12 protein-coding genes are annotated in these 19412 nt (G+C 59.7%); 7 read left to right on the top strand and 5 right to left on the bottom strand.

Annotated features, from left to right (window positions below; all coding sequences use genetic code 11):
• The first annotated feature begins 3 nt into the window (after positions 1-3).
• Genes CKW38_RS17475 through CKW38_RS17460 form a run of 4 tightly spaced genes read left to right on the top strand, consistent with a single transcriptional unit; the run spans position 4 to position 5503 of the window.
• Positions 4-1845 carry an extracellular solute-binding protein gene (locus tag CKW38_RS17475; RefSeq protein WP_095113384.1) on the top strand — a complete coding sequence of 614 codons (1842 nt, stop codon included), beginning with the start codon at positions 4-6 and terminating at the stop codon, positions 1843-1845.
• Positions 1832-2896: a microcin C ABC transporter permease YejB gene (locus tag CKW38_RS17470; RefSeq protein WP_095113383.1), complete on the top strand. Its 1065-nt coding sequence runs from the start codon at positions 1832-1834 to the stop codon at positions 2894-2896. Before CKW38_RS17475 ends, CKW38_RS17470 begins: the two co-directional genes overlap by 14 nt.
• Positions 2896-3918, top strand: coding sequence for an ABC transporter permease (locus CKW38_RS17465; protein WP_095113382.1), 1023 nt, complete (start codon positions 2896-2898; stop codon positions 3916-3918). Before CKW38_RS17470 ends, CKW38_RS17465 begins: the two co-directional genes overlap by 1 nt.
• A gap of 1 nt (position 3919) precedes the next feature.
• Complete coding sequence (locus tag CKW38_RS17460) at positions 3920-5503, top strand: ABC transporter ATP-binding protein (RefSeq protein ID WP_095113381.1); 1584 nt, start codon at positions 3920-3922, stop codon at positions 5501-5503.
• Between the two features lie 150 nt (positions 5504-5653).
• Here the strand turns inward: CKW38_RS17460 and CKW38_RS17455 are convergent, their stop codons facing one another.
• On the bottom strand, positions 5654-5971 hold the full coding sequence (locus tag CKW38_RS17455) for an SCP2 sterol-binding domain-containing protein (RefSeq protein WP_095113380.1): 318 nt from the start codon (positions 5969-5971) through the stop codon (positions 5654-5656).
• 50 nt (positions 5972-6021) lie between these two features.
• The gene (locus CKW38_RS17450) at positions 6022-6732 is read right to left on the bottom strand and encodes a histidine phosphatase family protein (protein WP_007912569.1); all 711 of its coding nucleotides are present in this window, start codon (positions 6730-6732) and stop codon (positions 6022-6024) included.
• Between the two features lie 204 nt (positions 6733-6936).
• On the opposite strand from CKW38_RS17450, the gene sohB reads away from it, so the two are divergent.
• Entirely contained in the window at positions 6937-7968 is a 1032-nt protein-coding gene (sohB, locus tag CKW38_RS17445; RefSeq protein ID WP_007912571.1) for a protease SohB, read from the top strand.
• 68 nt (positions 7969-8036) lie between these two features.
• Here sohB and CKW38_RS17440 read toward each other — a convergent pair whose 3' ends face one another.
• Together CKW38_RS17440 and CKW38_RS17435 are read right to left on the bottom strand one after the other, a co-directional pair.
• Positions 8037-8531, bottom strand: coding sequence for a DUF934 domain-containing protein (locus CKW38_RS17440; protein ID WP_007912572.1), 495 nt, complete (start codon positions 8529-8531; stop codon positions 8037-8039).
• Positions 8515-10173 (bottom strand): nitrite/sulfite reductase, encoded by a 1659-nt coding sequence (locus tag CKW38_RS17435; RefSeq protein WP_007912574.1) that lies wholly within the window; start codon positions 10171-10173, stop codon positions 8515-8517. Before CKW38_RS17435 ends, CKW38_RS17440 begins: the two co-directional genes overlap by 17 nt.
• Positions 10174-10697: 524 nt before the next feature.
• Between CKW38_RS17435 and CKW38_RS17430 the strand changes: the two genes are divergently transcribed.
• Positions 10698-11771 (top strand): ABC transporter substrate-binding protein, encoded by a 1074-nt coding sequence (locus CKW38_RS17430; RefSeq protein ID WP_095113379.1) that lies wholly within the window; start codon positions 10698-10700, stop codon positions 11769-11771.
• Between the two features lie 5 nt (positions 11772-11776).
• Here the strand turns inward: CKW38_RS17430 and CKW38_RS17425 are convergent, their stop codons facing one another.
• Positions 11777-11995 (bottom strand): DUF2970 domain-containing protein, encoded by a 219-nt coding sequence (locus tag CKW38_RS17425; RefSeq protein WP_007912583.1) that lies wholly within the window; start codon positions 11993-11995, stop codon positions 11777-11779.
• A 169-nt stretch (positions 11996-12164) separates the two neighbouring features.
• Between CKW38_RS17425 and CKW38_RS17420 the strand changes: the two genes are divergently transcribed.
• Entirely contained in the window at positions 12165-19403 is a 7239-nt protein-coding gene (locus tag CKW38_RS17420) for an NEL-type E3 ubiquitin ligase domain-containing protein (RefSeq protein ID WP_095113378.1), read from the top strand.
• Positions 19404-19412 lie beyond the last annotated feature (9 nt).

The following is a 19412-nucleotide window of genomic DNA, read 5'->3' as shown; positions in this document are numbered from 1 at the left end:
CCCATGTTCTCCAGGCTCATTTTATTCAGCGCATGTGCGCTTTTAACGCCGTTCAGTTGGGCCGCACCGCAACCCGCGTTAACGGTCTACGGCGAACCCGCCAAATACGCCCCCGACTTTCAGCACCTGGCCTACGCCAACCCCGATGCACCGAAGGGCGGCAGCCTGCGCCGGTCTTCGCTGGAAAGCGGCCCGTTCGATCACCTGATTCCCTATACCGACAAAGGCACTGGCGTGGCCGACATCGATGGCTGGCTCTACGCACCGCTGGCCTATCGCAGCAAGGACGAGCCTTACAGCGTCTACGGTCTGGTGGCGCAGCAGATGGAGCTGGATCCGGATCGCCGCTGGATACGCTTCTACCTGAACCCGAAGGCGCGTTTCGACGACGGCACGCCGATCACCGCCGAAGACGTGCGCTACACCTTCAACCTGTTCACCACCCAGGGCAGCCTCAAATACCGCCAGCAGTTTCGCGATGTCGCTGAAGTCGTCGTGGAGTCGCCGACGCAAGTGCGCTTCCTCTTCAAGAACAACGACAGCCGCACCTTGCCGCTGGATCTGGCGACACTGCCGGTGCTGCCCGAACATTGGTGGCGGACCCGCGATTTCGCCGAGGGTGGTGGTTTCGAGATCCCGCCCGGCAGCGGTCCGTATCGCCTCAGCGCGGTGGATGCCGGGCGCAGCGTGAAATTCCAGCGGGTGCAGGACTGGTGGGCGAAGGATCTGCCGATCACGCGCGGTTTGTACAACTTCGATCAATTGAGCGTGGAGTTCTTCGCCGACACCGACGTGTCACGGCAGGTGCTCAAGGCCGGTGGCTTTGATTACAACCGCGAATTCTCCGCCACCAGTTTCACCATCGGCTACGCGGGGGTCGCACTGGAGCAAGGCAAATTACTCCGCGAACATCTTGCACCCGGTGCCGCTCAAGGCGCGCAGGGCTTTGTGTTCAACCTGCAGAAACCGCCGTTTCAGGATCGTCGCGTACGTCAGGCGATCGCCATGCTCTGGGATTTCGAGTGGACCAACCGACAGATGATGCGCGGCATGTACCTGCGTCAGCGCAGCTTCTTCTCCCACAGCGCACTGGCGGCCACGGCATTGCCGGATGCCGAAGAGTTGAAGATTCTTGAGCCGTTGCGCGGACAGATTCCCGATGAAGTGTTCACCACGGTGTTTGAAGCACCGAAAACCGATGGCAGCGGCAACGTCCGCGCCGAACAGTTGCAGGCTTTGAAATTGCTCGAAGCCGCTGGCTGGAAACCCCGTGGCGATCAATTGGTGAACGCCAATGGCGAGCCGCTGCACTTCACGTTTCTCAATGGCCAGAAAGGTTTCGAACGACTGTTGTTACCGTTCAAACGCAACCTCGCGCAGATCGGCATCGGCTTCGATATCCGTCAGGTCGACACCGCGCAATACACCAACCGGGTGCGCAATCGCGACTACGACATGATCGTCGCCGGTTACCCGGTGAGTCAGGCGCCGGGGCGCGAGATGTTCAATTACTTCGGCTCAGATGGCGCCGCTGATCCCGGCTCGAACAATTACATGGTGCTGCGCGATCCAGCCATCGATGCCCTGCTCGAAGGGCTGGTGCGGGCCGACAATCGCGAGAGTCTGCTGCGCCATGCTCATGCGTTGGATCGGGTGTTGCAGTGGGGCTATTACTGGGTGCCCAACTATTACCCGCCGGGGATTTCCACGGTGTGGTGGAACCGCTTCGGCCGACCGGCGATTGCGCCGCTGTACGACGCCGGCCTCGACACCTGGTGGGAAATCAGCCCGACTGCACTGACCACAAACGAGATGCACAAGGAGTACAGCCATGTGGGGTTATAGCCTGCGGCGTCTGCTGCTGATCGTGCCGACCTTGTTCGCGATCCTGCTGGTCAACTTCGTTATCGTCCAAGCCGCGCCCGGTGGCCCGGTGGAACAGGCCATCGCGCGCTTGCAGGGAATTGGCGTCGGCGCGGCGGTGGGTTCCAGCCATGTCGAAACCGTCGGTGGCGAGTCTCGCGCCACCCGAGGGCTGGACCCGAAACTGCTGGCCGATATCGAGCGTCAGTACGGCTTCGATAAGCCGGCCAGCGAGCGTTTGTGGCTGATGCTCAAAAGCTATGCGCGACTGGATTTCGGCCAGAGTTTCTTTCGCGGTGCCAGCGTCACGCAACTGATCTGGCAGAAACTGCCGGTGACCTTGTCGTTGGGCGTGTGGGCGACGCTGATCACCTATCTGGTGTCGATTCCGTTGGGCATTCGCAAAGCCGTGCACAACGGCTCGGCGTTCGATGTCTGGAGCAGTGTGGCAATCATCATCGGTTATGCGCTGCCCGGATTTCTCTTCGCGCTGCTGCTGATCGTGGTGTTTGCCGGCGGCACGGCGCTGGACTGGTTTCCGGTACGCGGGCTGGTCTCGGACAACTTCGCCGAACTGTCGCCGTGGGCCAAGGTGGCCGACTATTTCTGGCACTTGGTGTTGCCGGTGATTGCCTTGGTCATTGGTGGGTTCGCCACGTTGACCATTCTGACCAAGAACAGCTTTCTCAATGAGATCTCACGACTGTACGTGGTGACTGCGCGTGCCAAGGGACTGAGTGAAAAACAGGTTTTGTACGGGCACGTGTTTCGCAATGCGATGCTGCTGGTCGTCGCCGGTTTGCCGCAAGCCTTGGTGACGGTGTTCTTCGGCGGCTCGCTGTTGATCGAAGTGATCTTTTCCCTCGATGGTCTCGGCCGTCTCAGTTACGAAGCGGCGGTGGCGCGCGACTATCCGGTGGTGTTCGGTTCGCTGTTCATCTTCACCCTGTTCGGCCTGCTGATAAAACTGCTCGGCGACCTTTGCTACACGCTGGTCGACCCGCGCATCGACTTCACCGCGAGGGTTGCCTGATGTTGACGTTATCTCCGATCGGCCAGCGCCGCTGGGCGCGCTTCAAGACGCATCGCCGTGGTTGGTGGTCGTTGTGGCTGTTTCTCGCGTTGTTCGGCCTGAGCCTTGGCGGTGAACTGGTGGCCAATGACAAACCGCTGCTGGTGACGTATCAGGGCGACTGGTATTTCCCGGCGTTCAAGCGCTACACCGAGCAGGACTTCGCCGGTGAGTTGCCGTTTCAACCGGACTATCGCAGTGCTCAGGTGCGGCAATTGATCGAGGGGCAGGGCGGGCGAATGTGGTTTGCGCCGATTCCGTTCGCGTTCGACACGGTCAATTACGACCTGACGGAGCCGGCGCCGAGTCCACCCAGCGGCGACAATTGGCTGGGCACCGATGATCAGGCGCGCGACGTGCTGGCACGGGTGATATTTGGCACCCGCGTGTCGCTGCTGTTTGCTTTGGCGCTGACGGCGGCGAGTGCGCTGATCGGCATCGCCGCGGGGGCCTTGCAGGGTTACTACGGCGGCTGGGTCGACCTGATCGGTCAGCGCTTGCTGGAGGTCTGGTCGGGGCTGCCGGTGTTGTACCTGCTGATCATTCTGTCCGGGTTTGTCGAGCCGAATTTCTGGTGGCTGCTGGGGATCATGGCGCTGTTTTCCTGGTTGAGCCTGGTCGATGTGGTGCGGGCCGAATTCCTGCGCAGTCGCGGTCTGGAGTACGTGAAAGCGGCGCGGGCGCTGGGTGTAGGTGATGCGCAAGTGATCGTTCGGCACATCCTGCCCAATGCCATGAGCGCAACGCTGACTTATCTGCCGTTCATCCTCACTGGGGCAATCGCAACCTTGTCAGCACTGGATTTTCTCGGTTTCGGCATGCCGGCGGGCAGCGCTTCGCTGGGCGAGTTGATCGGCCAGGGCAAGAGCAATCTGCAAGCACCGTGGCTGGGTTTCACCGCGTTCTTTGCGTTGGCGCTGATCCTCTCGCTGCTGGTATTCATCGGCGAAGCCTGCCGCGATGCGTTTGATCCGAGGACTTGAGATGCCTGAACACTTGATTGAAATTCGTGACCTGCGCGTCGCCTTCAATGGCCAGACTGTGGTGCACGGCATCGACCTCGATATCCGCCCCGGCGAGTGCCTGGCACTGGTCGGCGAATCCGGTTCGGGCAAATCCGTCACGGCGCACAGCATTCTGCAATTGCTTGACCCGGCCATCACCCGGATCGACGGCAGCATCCGCTATGACGGCACGGAACTGCTGGGCGTGCATGAGCGCTACTTGCGGCAATTGCGTGGCAACCGCATCGCAATGATTTTTCAGGAGCCGATGAGCTCGCTGAACCCTTTGCACACGATTGAGCGGCAACTGGGTGAAAGCCTTGCGCTGCACAAGGGGTTGGCCGGAGCGGCTGCACGTCAGCGAATTGTGCAGTTGCTCGAACTCGTGGGTCTTCAGCGCCCGCGCGAGCGGCTCAAGGCCTATCCGCATCAACTCTCGGGCGGTCAGCGCCAACGGGTGATGATTGCCATGGCGCTGGCTTGCGAGCCGCAGTTGTTGATTGCCGACGAGCCGACCACGGCGCTGGACGTGACCGTGCAACGCAAGATTCTGCTGTTGCTCAAAGAACTGCAGGAGCGCCTGGGCATGGCGCTGTTGATCATCAGTCATGATCTGAATCTGGTGCGCAATATCGCTCAGCGGGTGGCGGTCATGCGTGGCGGGGTGATTGTCGAACAGGCGCCCTGTGAACAGTTGTTCAGCGCGCCGCAGCATCCTTACAGCATTGAGTTGCTCAATGCCGAGCCGGGTGGTGAGGCATTGTGCCGTGAGCCCGCCGAGGATTTGCTGGAGGTGCGCGATCTCAATGTGCGCTTCCGTTTGGGCGGTGGTTGGCTGCGCGCGAAGTCTTGGTTGCACGCGGTCAACGGCATTGATTTGCATCTTCAGCGCGGTAAGACCTTGGGGATTGTCGGCGAATCCGGTTCCGGCAAGTCGACGCTGGGCCAGGCCATTCTGCGTTTGCTCGATGCCCAGGGCAGCATCCGCTTTCAGGGCGAGGCGCTGGAGCACTTGAGCGGCAAGCAACTCAGACCGCTGCGCAAACGTCTGCAAGTGGTGTTTCAGGATCCGTTCGGCAGCCTCAGCCCACGCCTGTGCGTGGAGCAGATCATCGCTGAAGGTTTACAGGTGCACAGCGATTTGAACGCCAGCGAGCGTGAGAGGGCAGTGATTGAAGTGTTGCATGAAGTCGGTCTCGATCCGGCTACCCGCCATCGCTATCCCCACGAGTTTTCCGGTGGTCAGCGGCAACGCATCGCCATTGCCCGGGCGCTGGTGCTCAAGCCCGACTTGATCCTGCTGGATGAACCGACGTCGGCACTGGATCGCACGGTGCAAAAGCAGATCGTCGCGTTGTTGCGGCGTTTGCAGGCGGAGCACGGCTTGACCTATCTGTTCATCAGCCACGATCTGGCGGTGGTGCGCGCGTTGGCCCATGACTTGATTGTGATGAAGGACGGTGAAGTGGTGGAGCGTGGCGAGACGAGTACGCTGTTTCATGCGGCGCGGCATCCGTATACCCGGGAGCTACTGGCCGCTTCGTTCGCCCGGGTAACCCTATAGGAGCTGTCGAGTGAAACGAGGCTGCGATCTTTTGACTTTGCTTTCTAAAAAAACAGGGTCAAAAGATCGCAGCGTGCCGCAGCTCCTACAGGGCCGAAACGCAAGAATCCCGCCACAGGGGGCGGGATTCTTGTGCCACTGAACGCGTTATTACGACGGGAACAGTTCGGACAGTTTCATCGACAGCATCATGTCGCCTTCAACGCGCAGCTTGCCGCCCATGAAAGCCTGCATGCCGTCGGTTTCGCCGCTGACGATACCTTTCAGGGTTTCGCTGTCCAGCACCAGCGTGCAGTTGGCGTCCGGGTTTTCGCCTTCCTGGATGTCGCAGGTGCCGTCTTTGACGATCAGCGAGTACTGCTTGTCTTCGTCAGTGATGTTGAAACCGAAGACCAGATCCAGACCGACAGCAGCGGCTGGGTTGAACTTGGCTTGCATTGCTTTTACGGCATCGGCTACGGAGGTCATGGTTCGATCCTTATGAGGTTGATTACAGCAAGGTTCACAGTTAACCGGACTCAGCGAAAAGTGATGAGTTCCGGAGCCTTCAACAGCTGCAGATGTGCATGACTGTTGAAGGCGGCCAAAGCCACCTCGCGACCGCGGAACTTCAGCAGGTTGAGCGAGGTGTTGACGATTTGCCAGTTCAATTCAAAAGCCTGTTTAGCCGGCATTTGCGTAATGAGGTGGAGCAGGGCGGTGATGGTGCCGCCGGAGGTGAATACGGCGATTTTCTGGTTTTTATCGGCCAGATCAAGAATCCGCTGCAGCCCGGCCTGAACGCGTTCGACGAACCCCAGCCAGCTTTCCAGCCCCGGTGTGTCATAAGTACCGGCCAGCCAGCGCTCGATGATTAGGGCGAAAATGCGTTGGAATTCGCCACGGTTTTGCGCGGCGTTGCGCAAGATGTCGAGCGCTTCCGGCTCGTCCGCCAGCATGTCCGGGAGCAGCGCGCGGATGACCGCGTCGGCATCGAATTCATTGAAAGCGGAATCGGTTTCCAGCGTCGGCACCGGCAAACCTTTGGCGGCGAATTGCGCCAGCGCGCTGGTGGCCGTGTGCTGCTGACGACGCAGGTCGCCGGCAAGGCAGCGATCGAAGCTGATACCCAGTTCAGCGAGGTGCTGACCGAGGATTTCTGCCTGGCGCACACCGGTCGGCGAGAGGACGTCATAGTCGTCTGCACCAAAGGAGGCCTGGCCATGTCGAATCAAGTAGATGCTGCCCACGTCCGCGTCATCCCGGTACGTTGAAGGTTGTGGCGAGGTTATGAGGATGACGGGTAGCTGTCAATGAAAAAACATACGCTTGTTTGAAATGCTCGTTACAGGGGTGTTGCCAGAGGTTTCACGGCTGGCCGACAAGCCGGCGCATGGGTATGCTGGAGCCATCCCGCGTGTGTCTGAAATCCGCGCATCGTTTAAGGAGTCTCTGTGGAGTTTTTCACCGAATACGCCAGCTTCCTGGCCAAGACCGTCACCCTGGTGATCGCCATTCTGGTGGTGCTGGCCAGTTTTGCTGCATTGCGCAGCAAGGGCCGGCGCAAATCGGCCGGTCAGTTGCAGGTCAGCAAACTCAATGATTTCTACAAGGGCCTGCGCGAACGCCTGGAGCAGACCTTGCTCGACAAGGATCAGCTCAAGGCCCTGCGCAAGGGCGAGGCCAAATCGGAGAAAAGCGAGAAAAAGAAGAAGAGCAAGCCCGAGACCAAGTCACGGGTGTTCGTGCTGGATTTTGACGGCGACATCAAGGCCTCGGCCACCGAAAGCCTGCGCCATGAAATCACTGCACTGCTGACCCTCGCCACACCCAAAGATGAAGTGGTTCTGCGTCTGGAAAGCGGTGGCGGCATGGTTCACAGCTACGGTCTGGCGTCCTCGCAACTGGCGCGTATCCGTGAAGCCGGCGTGCCGTTGACCGTGTGCATCGACAAGGTCGCGGCCAGCGGCGGTTACATGATGGCGTGCATCGGCGAGAAGATCATCAGCGCGCCGTTCGCGATTCTCGGCTCGATTGGTGTGGTTGCGCAGTTGCCCAACGTCAACCGCTTGCTGAAGAAACACGACATCGACTTTGAAGTCCTCACCGCCGGTGAGTACAAGCGCACTCTGACCGTGTTTGGCGAAAACACCGAGAAGGGCCGGGAGAAGTTCCAGGAAGACCTCGACATCACTCATCAGTTGTTCAAGAACTTCGTCGCCCGCTACCGTCCACAACTGGCGATCGACGATGTCGCCACTGGTGAAGTCTGGCTCGGCGTCGCAGCACTGGATAAACAATTGGTCGATGAGCTCAAGACCAGCGATGAATACCTCGCAGACCGAGCGAAAAAGGCCGAGGTCTATCACCTGCACTATGCCGAGCGCAAAAGCCTGCAAGAGCGCATTGGCATGGCCGCCAGCGGTTCGGTTGATCGCGTACTGTTGAGCTGGTGGAGTCGCCTGACCCAGCAGCGTTTCTGGTAAATCGAGCAGGCATAAAAAAACGCCGGTCACATGACCGGCGTTTTTTTGTCCGCGCTAAACCAGAAGACTTAGCGGCGACGGAACAGCGGCAGCGGCTCGTCGGTGGCAGCCTGGTAGGTCACCGAAAAGTCCTTGAGACCTTCCAGGGCTTCGTACGGATCTTTGTCCGCACGCACGGCAAAGGCGTCGAAACCACAGCGGTGCATGTAGAACAGCTGATCGCGCAGCACGTCGCCAATCGCCCGCAGTTCACCTTTGAAACCGTAACGGTCACGCAGCAGGCGGGCGTTGGAGTAGTTGCGGCCGTCAGTGAACGCCGGGAAGTTCAGGGCAATCACCTGGAACTCGGCAACGTCTTCACCGATTTCTTCGGCTTCTTCGTCGGCGTCCAGCCATACACCCAGACCGCCGTCGCGAGCCTTGAGCATGCGGCTGTGTTCGCGCCACAGTTGCAGCGGAACGATCAGATCGTCGCAGTTACTGATCTCGTCGATGTTGAAATCCTTGGGCAGCAAGTGCCAGGTTTCGTCGACGACCTCGTTGTTCTTAATGATTCGCTGCATAGACGCGTTCCTTGAAGAGGTCGATGCCAATACGCTGGTAGGTGTCGATGAAGCGCTCGTCTTCGGTACGTTGTTCAACGTACACGTCGATCAGCTTCGAGATCACGTCCGGCATGGCTTCCTGAGCGAAGGACGGGCCAAGGATCTTGCCCAGGCTCGCATCACGGCTGGCGCTGCCGCCGAGGGAGACCTGGTAGAACTCTTCGCCTTTCTTGTCGACGCCGAGAATGCCGATGTGGCCGACGTGGTGGTGACCGCAGGCGTTCATGCAACCGGAGATGTTCAGGTCCAGCTCGCCGATGTCGAACAGGTAGTCGAGGTCGTCGAAGCGGCGCTGGATCGACTCGGCAATCGGGATCGACTTGGCGTTGGCCAGCGAGCAGAAATCACCGCCAGGGCAGCAGATGATGTCGGTCAGCAGGCCGATGTTCGGCGTAGCGAAACCGCCTTCACGCAGTTCGCCCCAGAGAGTGAACAGTTGGCTTTGCTCGACGTCGGCAAGAATGATGTTCTGCTCGTGCGAGGTGCGCAGCTGACCGAAGCTGTAGCGGTCGGCCAGATCGGCGACGGCATCGAGCTGCTTGTCAGTGATGTCGCCCGGGGCAACGCCGGTCGGCTTCAGCGACAGGGTCACGGCGACATAACCCGGCTTTTTGTGCGCCAGGGTGTTGCGGGTACGCCAGCGGGCGAAACCCGGATGCTCTTTGTCCAGCTCGGCCAGTTGCGCAGTCTGGTTGTCCAGCGCCTTGTAGTCCGGGTCGACGAAGTGCTTGGCCACGCGCTGCAGTTCAGCGTCGGTCAGTGTGGTCTGGCCACCGCGCAGGTGTTCCATTTCCGCATCGACTTTCTGTGCGAACACTTCAGGCGTGAGTGCCTTGACGAGGATCTTGATCCGCGCCTTGTATTTGTTGTCGCGACGGCCGTAGCGGTTGTAGACACGCAGGATGGCGTCGAGGTAGCTCAACAGGTCCTGCCATGGCAGGAACTCGTTGATGAACGCGCCAACGACTGGCGTACGACCAAGGCCACCGCCGACCAGCACGCGGAAACCCAGTTCGCCGGCGGCGTTGTGCACCGGCTCAAGACCGATGTCGTGGACTTCAATGGCCGCACGGTCAGCGGTCGAACCGTTGACGGCGATCTTGAATTTGCGCGGCAGGTAGGCGAATTCCGGGTGGAATGTAGTCCACTGACGGACGATTTCGCACCATGGGCGCGGGTCGATCACTTCGTCGGCAGCGACACCGGCGAACTGGTCAGTGGTGACGTTGCGCAGGCAGTTGCCGCTGGTCTGGATCGCGTGCATCTGCACGGTGGCCAGTTCAGCCAGAATGTCCGGGATGTCTTCCACCGCCGGCCAGTTGAACTGCACGTTCTGCCGCGTACTGATGTGGGCGTAGCCCTTGTCGTAGTCGCGGGCAATCTTGGCCATCATGCGCGTCTGACGCGAAGTCAGCTGGCCGTAAGGCACCGCCACACGCAACATCGGCGCGAAGCGCTGGATGTACAGGCCATTTTGCAGGCGCAGGGGGCGGAATTCTTCTTCGCTCAGCTCACCTGCCAGATAGCGTCGGGTCTGATCACGGAACTGCTTGACGCGGTCCTCGATGATCCGCTGATCGTACTCGTCGTATACGTACATATAAGTCCTGTTCTCAGGCTTGGGCCATTCGGAGTAGCACTGCGTTTTCGCTTGCCGGAGTCCGATTGTGCCTCTGCAATTCTGCGCGCACGGCCGCGCACTCCCTAACGGAGCCGGGGCAATATACCCGTTTGCAGTTATGCGCAAAAGTGATGTTTGAGTATATGTAAAGAACCAAATCGCCTAACGAGAATCGCTGTCAACTAATCCACATTTGTCGTGCGGACAATCATCGTCTTAACTGTGGTCGAGTCTTTCTGCAATCACCGATAAAACCGACAAGAGGCGATGCAATGAGCAATCCGACCAAGGCAAGAAAAAGCGACAGCAGTGTCGATGCGTGGGCCATTTTGTTCCTGATCATTCTCGTGGTAGGAACAGCGGTATTCTGGGTCAGCCATCAGTAAACGACCCATCCGGGCCCGCTTCCGACAAATTGTCGGACAAAAGCGGGATCAGGCATCAATAGCCGGTGGAACGAGGGCTATAATGCGCGGCCATTTTTCCTTGGGCCCGGATGCTTCATGTTCAAGCTTTTGCAAATCAGTCTTCTGTTGTTCGTCGCGCTGTTCCAGATCGGCGCGCGGGCAGAGTCTGTGCTGTTTTTGAATCCGGGTTCGACGCAGGAAGCCTTCTGGGTCAGCTATTCGCAATTCATGCAGGCGGCCGCCCATGATCTGGGCATCGATCTGCAGATTCTCTACTCCCAACGCCAGCCCGAACTGACCCTGGCTCAGGCGCGTGTCGCGTTGCAGGGGCCGAATCGTCCCGAGTACCTGGTGTTCGTCAACGAACAATACGTCGCCCCGCAAATTTTGCGTCTGGCCGAGAACAGCGGCGTGAAGCTGTTTATGGTCAACGCGGCACTGACACCTGACCAGCAAGCGCTGGTCGGCGAACGGAATGACCGCATCGGCAGTCTGGTGCCGAACGACGAGGAGGGCGGTTACCTGATGATGAAGGAACTGATCCGCCTGCACCCGCCGACGCCCGCTGCCGAACCGATTGAAGTGTTGGCGTTCTCCGGGCTGAAAGTCACCCCCTCGGCGCAATTGCGCGAGCGTGGCATGCAACGGGCGCTGGCCGAACACCCTCAGATGCGTCTGCGGCAATTGGTCTACAGCGGCTGGAACCAGGAACGCGCCTATGAGCAGGCCAAACAGCTGTTCGCCCGTTACCCGAAGGTGTCGCTGGTGTGGTCGGCCAATGATGAAATGGCTTTCGGCGCGATGCGCGCGTACGCCGAGACCGGCAAAGTCGCCGGCAAAAATGCCTTGTTCAGTGCGGTCAACACCTCACCGGCGGCCTTGCAGGCGCTGGTTGACGGGCGCCTGAGCGCACTGGTCGGTGGACATTTCACCTTGGGTGGCTGGGCGTTGGTCGAGTTGCATGACGTTGAGCAGGGCGTCGATTTGAATCACTACGGCGGCCGTGACCGGCAGATTCCCTTGTTGCAATTGATCGACAAATCGCATGCCCGGCAAATGCTGGCCATGGGCAAGTCGCCGAACTACGGCGTGAATTTCCGCAAGCTCTCGGCCAAGGGGCAACCGGTGTCGTATCGCTACCCGTTCACCTTGCAGACCCTGATGCGCTGATCACGTCAGACCCCGGCGAAATGCAGCACCAGTTTGACGATGGCAAATAGTGTCAACGCAAACACCGCCGTGAACAGAATGCCCAGCACCACGAAATGGCTGGGCTTGCCATGGGTGAAGTCCCTTGCCCGGTTCTTGCCGCTCTGCACCCCGAACGCCGCCGCCATCACACTGTGCAGCATCTGCCAGAAGGTCGGTGGTTTGTTGTCGATTGGATCGTCCATAAATCCCCCTTCGAAATCGTGCATTTGAAGCATAGTCAAAGGTGCCAGCGGTGCCTCGGTCTTTTGATTCAGATGACTTGTTACAACTGATACCGATCGCCAATAACTATGTATCGCAGTACAGCGGGGCAGAGATGGTGTGCTGTCGCTCCATTTACAGGAGCGATGTATGTCCCCCAATTCCCTTACTGCCCAAGACAACGGGCCAGCCAGACCTCAAGCCACGGACAGTTTCCACGCGCAGTTCCTGGAAGCCGCAGTACCGCAATGGCTGATCGATGCCAGCGAGCCGAGAAGGACGGCGATCAAGCGCGCGGGGACGGTGATGCCAGACTGGTACGCGCGCGCGTCATCTCAACAACGCCAGATTCTGGATGCCAGTTTCAAGAGCAGTGTCACGGCGCAGGTGCAATTGGACAACACCCTGTCCAGCTTCAAAGACATCGACGCGTTTGCCCGGCCTTTACTGCTTGAAGCGTTGAAAAGTCGCCATCAGGTGGATGTCGACGTCGATAAGACCTTGTTATGCCTCAAGCGTCCTTTGGTCATGGGGATCTTTCAAGCGGAAATCGGTTCTTTCGAGGTCTTGAAGTTGCCGCTGCTGCAGGCGGCTCTGCACAACTTCGAAAGTCAGGAGTGCAAGTACGGTGCCTTTCACCGCAGTTCCGGTTTCATCGTAGAGACCACTACTCCCGGCATTTACACGCCAGTGCCCGTTAACGTCTCGGTCAGAGGGTTTCTGAGCCTGTGCCGCGACCTGGACATCGGGGCGAAATACCAGGCCTATCTCAAGGCTTTTTTCCACCCGGTGGACACTGCGGCAGAAACGCTGTTGCGCGAGCATTTCATTGCCAGTCAAAAGGCCGCCCTGAGGGCGGCGGCCGAACGCGCGTTGTTGGCCGGGGATATTCAGCCAGAAGATCACGCCATGATTCTTTCCGTCGTCGATGGTGAAAAACATCCAAGGGTGCGAGGCAAACCCGTCTGGTTTCATGACTTGGGCCTGATGGGGGAAAGGCTGGTGGGCTGCGTCGCCTTCACGATCGCTGAAAAGCGCCGGTCGTTCGATGCAACGATTCTCTATGTGCCCAATGATCCCGAGCATCCGCTGAAGCGCTACTCCGGCCAGCAAGCCGACGAAACGTTCAAGCGCCTGTTTACCACTCGCGATGCACAACAGGCACAGAGTGCCGAGCCGACACCCTATCAGCGGTTTTTCAGCCAGTTTTTGCCTTATGCCAAGCGCCCCTATTACTTCAGCCAGTTCGTACAGGAGGCTGACGATGCATCAACTGATCTGCTTTGGTCGCCGTGGCGCAGGATCATCGAGGTCATTACCCCGGCTTACCCGTTTATCGCGATCCAGGAGCTGCCACCCAAGCATACGGAAATGCAGCCCGATCCTGATCCTTACCTGGGCGCCTCACTTTTGCGTCACGAAGGCGATGGTCATTGGGCCGAGAACGCGGATTTGTGGACATATCTCTATGACCAGCATCGCGACAGGGTATTGGCCGACGCGCGCAGTCATGCGGTTCCGACCGCTGACGTCAACATCAAGGCGCGCGACGCCAAACTGGCGGCCTTGCTGCAGGTCGGGTTGCTGGGGCTGAACATGGTGTCGATGTTCGTCCCGGTGTTGGGCGAGGTGATGATGGTGATCATGGCCGGACAACTGTTATACGAAACCTTCGAAGGCGTAAAAGAGTGGAGCGAGGGCGACAAGCACGCCGCCAAGGCGCACCTGGTGGATGTGGCAGAAAACCTTGCGCTGATCGCTGTGATGGCTGGCGCGGGCGCGGGGTTCAATCGACTGGCTGCCGTCAAGCCTGAGCCGGTGATCGAAGATCTGCACCCGGTGACATTGCCCAACGGTGAAACACGTTTGTGGAAATCCGATCTGAGCGGCTATGAACATCCTGTCACGCTGAGTGATTCGACCGGGCCGAATGACCTGGGGCAACACGCTATCGACGGTAAAACCTACATCCGTCAGGGTGATAAGTTCTACGAACAGTTTTTCGATCCCTCGACGTCGCAATGGCGCCTCAGGCACCCCACTGAACCCAACGCTTACCAGCCCGTCCTTGGGCACAACGGCCGGGGTGCCTGGCGCCACACGCTGGAACGCCCGATGTCCTGGGACACGCTGACACTGCTGCGGCGCATGGGGCATGTGACCGAGGGCCTTTCGGATGAGGCGTTGTTGATGCTGACGCAGATCAGCGGTGTCAGCGACAACACCTTGCGCAAGATGCACCTGGATCATTTGCCACCGCCGCCGGAATGGCTCGACGCCATGCGTTTGTTCAAAGCGGATGCGTCGGCAGGGCAGGTCATCGAACAGTTGAGCGGGGCAGCGCGGATCGATGATCGCTATCTGTATGCACTTACCCTGGTCACCGAAATGCCGCGCTGGCCACTCGGTCGGGCGCTGGAAGTTTTTGAAGCGGCGGAATTGTCCGGGCCGTCCATCCGCTATGGCGCGGCAAAGCAACCGCCATGGGTCGTGCCCCGACCGGTTATCCAGCTCAGTCGTGCGCAGGTGTTGAACGGCGAAATGCCGGCGCGGATTCTGGCGGCGCTGGACGAAAACGAGATTACCTATCTGCTTGGCAGGGATGCGGCGCGACTCCATTCCGCCAGAGCAGACGCATTGCGCAAGCAACTCGCCGGTTTTGCCAATACACGCCAGCCTGCGATTTTTGCCAGCCTCTACGACGGCACTGAACCGCTCGATGCGCGTGTCAGCCTGCTGCAGCGCGAGTGTCCAGGTTTGAGCGAAGCAGCCGCGCAGGATGTGCTGGATCATGCCACTGCAGCACAGCTGGCGCGTATGGATACGACGGGGCGCTCGCCTTTGAAAATGCTCGAAGAGGCTCGCTGGCATGCCCGTCAAGGACGCCAGACCCGCGCCTTTATCGGTTTGCGCAGTGCCAACCTTGCAACAGCGGACAGCCGACGATTGGCCTTGCACGCCTTGCGGCAATTGCCAGGCTGGCCGTCGACCCTGCGTCTGGAACTCCGTGAAGGCAGCACCACCGGAGCACTGCTCGACAGTCTCGGTGAAACAACCGCGCCGGATAAAAGATACCTGGTCAAGAACGGAGCATTTTTTCTCGCCTTCAATGAGCGCGGTGAATTGCTTAACCACGTTTCCGGGGCGGGCGACAACTTCTACAACTCGATCATGTATGCGCTGCCGGATGACGCACGTGCGGCGATCGGTCTGCCGCAGGTCAGTGACAGCCATGAACTGCAACGCAAAATCATCGAATACGCGCATATCCACCGCCGTGAAGCCGCACAATTGCTGGCGCCGCCACTCAAAGGGTTCAAGCCTCCGACACGGGTGAGCGCAACACTCAAGGGCTACTACGCAAGCGGGCGTGGCGCCAGCCTGCATTCCTCCGTCGCGGCGAGCGTGACGGAGCTTTATCCGAGTCCGCAACAGGCCGACGCGTTTCTGCGCCAGCAGCGCGGCCGGACCGACAGGCAAATCTTCACTGAACTGGGCACGCGTCGGCGTGAGTGGGAGGCGCTCAACGCCACACTGGATCAATGGCAGGCCGGCCCGACTGGCAGTCAGGCTGGACAACACCAGTGGTCATTCTCTCAAGCGCTCAGGGAGGCTTGGCGCAATGGCCCGCTCGCGGAGCACTCAGCCGAAGCGGCGCGTCTGTCGCTGGTGTGTGAGACGCCGCTGCCGGTGATCACCACGCGTTTTCCCCATGTGCGCGAACTTTCGGTGACAGGCAGCGGCATCACGGATGCCAATGCCGACGCCTTCATCGCGTTGTTCCCCAATGTCACCCGGCTGACCCTGGGGGATCTGGGCCCCAGCTATGGTCAACTGCCCGCCAGGCCTCAACCACTCACCTCATTGCCCGAGGCGGTCAGTCGGTTGTCAGGGCTGACCCACCTGCGGTTTTCGACCTATGCGCCGGAATTGGCCGAGAGTTTTACGCACAGGCTCAGTGCGTTGACGTCTCTGCAGACGTTACGCATCGACTATTCAGGATTCGACTCGACAACCCTGCACGCGCTGGATCTTTCACCGCTGAGTGGTTTGCGTGCTTTGCAAGTCAACGCCCCCTACGCATTGCGACAGTGGCCGGCTTACGTCGAGCGGCTGGAACAGCTTGAGCGTCTGGATTTGACACGTACCTCGATCGACACACTGCCCGATGCTCTCTACAGCGGGCACGAAAGGCTTTGGGCCGGACTCTCGCTGGACTGGTCGAAACTGAGTCGGGCGGCGTTCAGGCGCGCTTTTGAATACGTCAAAAACTATTCAGGCCCCTTCGGCCATCTGGTCGATCTGGAACAAATGGTGAGCGAGTATTGCCGCGCAGAACTGGACTTCATGGCCGTGATGCCGAACTTCAGCGATCCTCTGCCGCAGAGATTCAATGAGGTCTGGACAACGCCCGAAGCGAGACTGCTGGCGATTGACCAGCTCAGGGTCGAACACGATGAAATCTTTGCGCAGTTCTACGCTCCGTCCCAGCAGGGCGGGCTGCGCAACCCGGCGCTTCGGTGGCAATGGGCGACCGGACGCAGCGCCGGCGTCTTAAGGGCGCTCAAGAGCAGCTGGAATGGCGCGCTTCGTCAGCGTTACGGCGTGAGGGCAGACCTTTCCACATTTGCCCTGCCTGAGTCAGGGCTGAGCCTTGGAGGACTGGCATCGCTCGAGAAGATCCTCACGCTGCCGTCATTGCCGGCGGGCAGTTTTCCCCACGTTTCTACGTTGCGCCTGGGGTTGCTCGACGTCCCCGTCGAACAGGCTCGCGGGTTTATCAGAGGTTTCAGCGGTGCTGAAATACTGGATGTCAGTGGCAATGCGTTCACCGAACTGCCGTTTACCGCCAGTGAGCTACCGGCCTTGACCGAACTCGACTTGTCCAATAACAACCTGCTCGTCACACCGCCAGTGCAAGCGCAATTCAATGATTTGACGCGCATCGAGGTACTGAATCTGGGGCATAACCCGTTAAACACTCTGGATGTCAGGGCGATGACCGGGTTGCAGGCGTTGAACCTTCGCTCGACGAAGCTGCAATCCTGGCCCACCGGCGCCGAAAGTCTGCCGCTGCTGTCCTGGCTCGACTTGCGTGACAACGAGATAGCGTCGCTGTCGCCTCAAGCACTGGCGCATCCCGATGCATTGATAAAAGCCAATCTGACGGGCAACGTCTTCAGTGCTGAAGGCGAGACCGCCCTGAATACGGCTTTGCGCCGCATCGAACAGGCCAAAGGGCTTGGGCACGGCGCACTGACACGCTTCGCCGAGGAGCCGGTGCCGGCACAGTTTCCACCGGCGGAAACGGGCTGGTCTCTGGCTGACCTGTTGCTACCCGTGCCCGAGCGCGGCGCCGTGATTGCGGACAAGGCGGGGAGGCTGGCGCACCTGCGGCGCCTGACCCCGAGCATGACGCCCGAACGCGCCCGGCTGCTATTGCGCAAGCTGCGTGAAGCGGGACGCAGCGATGTGCAGATAGACGCGCAAATCAGCCAATGGCAGCAAGCCAGTGAAGGCTTGATTCGCCAGTTGAATGACTGGCTGTATACCCGCGAGGTGCGCACTGGCAGGCGCCACATCACTGCGCAAAATCGCTCGTTCGCGGCTTTGCGCATCTGTGAAGCCTGGCTCGAGGGGCTGACGCCGGGCGCCGCTGGCGAAGCCATGGAGCTTAGGTTGCAAGGACTGCAGACCGGCGATCTACCTTCTCTGGATGCGCCACTTGCTGGGGTGACGACGCTGAACCTGCGCGGTGTGGGAATCAGCGAGCACGGGTCCGATGGCTTTCTGAATGCCTTTGCTGATCTGAGCACATTGATCATCAGTGGCAATGACCTCGCGAATCTTCCAGGCGCGGTGCGCCGCATGCGCGAACTGGAACAACTGGAAATGCAACACTGCAACCTCTCGAGCGGCGCCAGTGTTTACCCGTTGCTGAGCCATAACCGTCTGCGCAGACTGGATCTGGGCTACAACATTCTGCAAACCTTCAACCCGCCCGGCTTCGGCGTCCTCGAAACGCTGGATCTGCGCTACAACGCGTTGAACGATTGGCCCGCTGGCGTCTTGCAGGCTCGATACCTGCGCCGGCTGGATCTGCGCAGCAACAACATCGCGCACCTTCCCGAGACGCTTTTCGATGGCAATCACTCGCGCCTGGTAGCAGGCACCGATTTGTCCGGCAACGATGACCTGTCACTTTCTGCGTTACAGCAGCTCAGATACTTCAGTCGCGTGAATGCCTCTTCTCATGTCCTGGGCATTTCACGCGGGCAGATTGACGGGATGATTCACGCTCAGCTGTTTGGCGCCGACGTCAGCCCACTCGCCGAGCAGCCCATTGCCGGAAACGGTGGCGTGGTGGAAGGCGAAGATGGCGCCGTCGCAGGGCATGACCCCCATGCGGCCGTGTTGCCAGCCGAAAACATCTTTGACCCGGCCAACGACATTGCGCCAAGGGCATTGAATCCCTGGCTCGAGGGGGCTTCACCGCAATTGGCTGAAGTGAGAAGGGGTGTCTGGGCGCGATTGGCGCAAGAGCCAGGCCACGAGCGCTTTTTTCAGTTGATCCGACTGTTGCGCGATACCCGCGACTACAGGCTTGTGCAGGCCGATCTGACGCGCAGGGTGTGGGATGTCATGGACGCCGCAAGCGAAAACACCGAGCTTCGGGAGTTGCTGTTCCAAAGCGCTGAGTCCCATGGCACCTGTCCTGATGGACGAACTCTGACCTTCAGCGAAATGGAAGTGCGGGTGGCGGTGTATCGCGCCTTGCGCGAAATTCCACCGAATCGACTGATGCTCCGAGGGCGGGCCTTGTTGAGGTTGTCACGGCAGTTGTTTCGTCTGGAAAGGGTCGAGACCCTGGCCGAGGCCGCAGGGCAGGGGCATGATCGCGCCGAAATACGTCTGCGTTATCGGATCAGCCTGACCAGCGGTTGGGGGGACGGCGTGGATTTGCCCGGGCAACCGGCGTACATGCTATACGGCACGCCGATCAGCGACCAAATGCTGGCGCAATCGCGGGCATCGATTCTGGAGGCGGAGCGCACCGACGCACTGTTGGTGAGCATGGCATCGCGCGACTACTGGAACGAATATCTGCACGAGCGTTATCCGCAGGAAACGAATGCGATCGACCGCGCGGTGGCCGAGCAGCGTCACCAATCGCTCAGCGAGCTTGAGGATCGCCAGTCAAACGGTGAAATCGACAAAGAACACTACAACCTGGAATTGGCTGAGCTGAGCAGGACAATTGATGCCCTGCGCGTACAGAAAGTAGTCGAGCTGACCCGTCGAGAGATCAACGATCTTCGGAGTCTGGCCGATGAGTCGGAGCGCCCAGGCACGCTTTCAGCCAAGCCCGGGCCCTCGTGGCGTTCTTGACTGAGTGAT

Origin of the sequence: Pseudomonas sp. Irchel 3H7, assembly GCF_900187605.1 — a bacterium.
In the GTDB taxonomy this organism is placed as follows: domain Bacteria; phylum Pseudomonadota; class Gammaproteobacteria; order Pseudomonadales; family Pseudomonadaceae; genus Aquipseudomonas.
The sequence above is the reverse complement of the archived record's forward strand: the minus strand, read 5'-3'. Positions and strand labels throughout refer to the sequence as shown.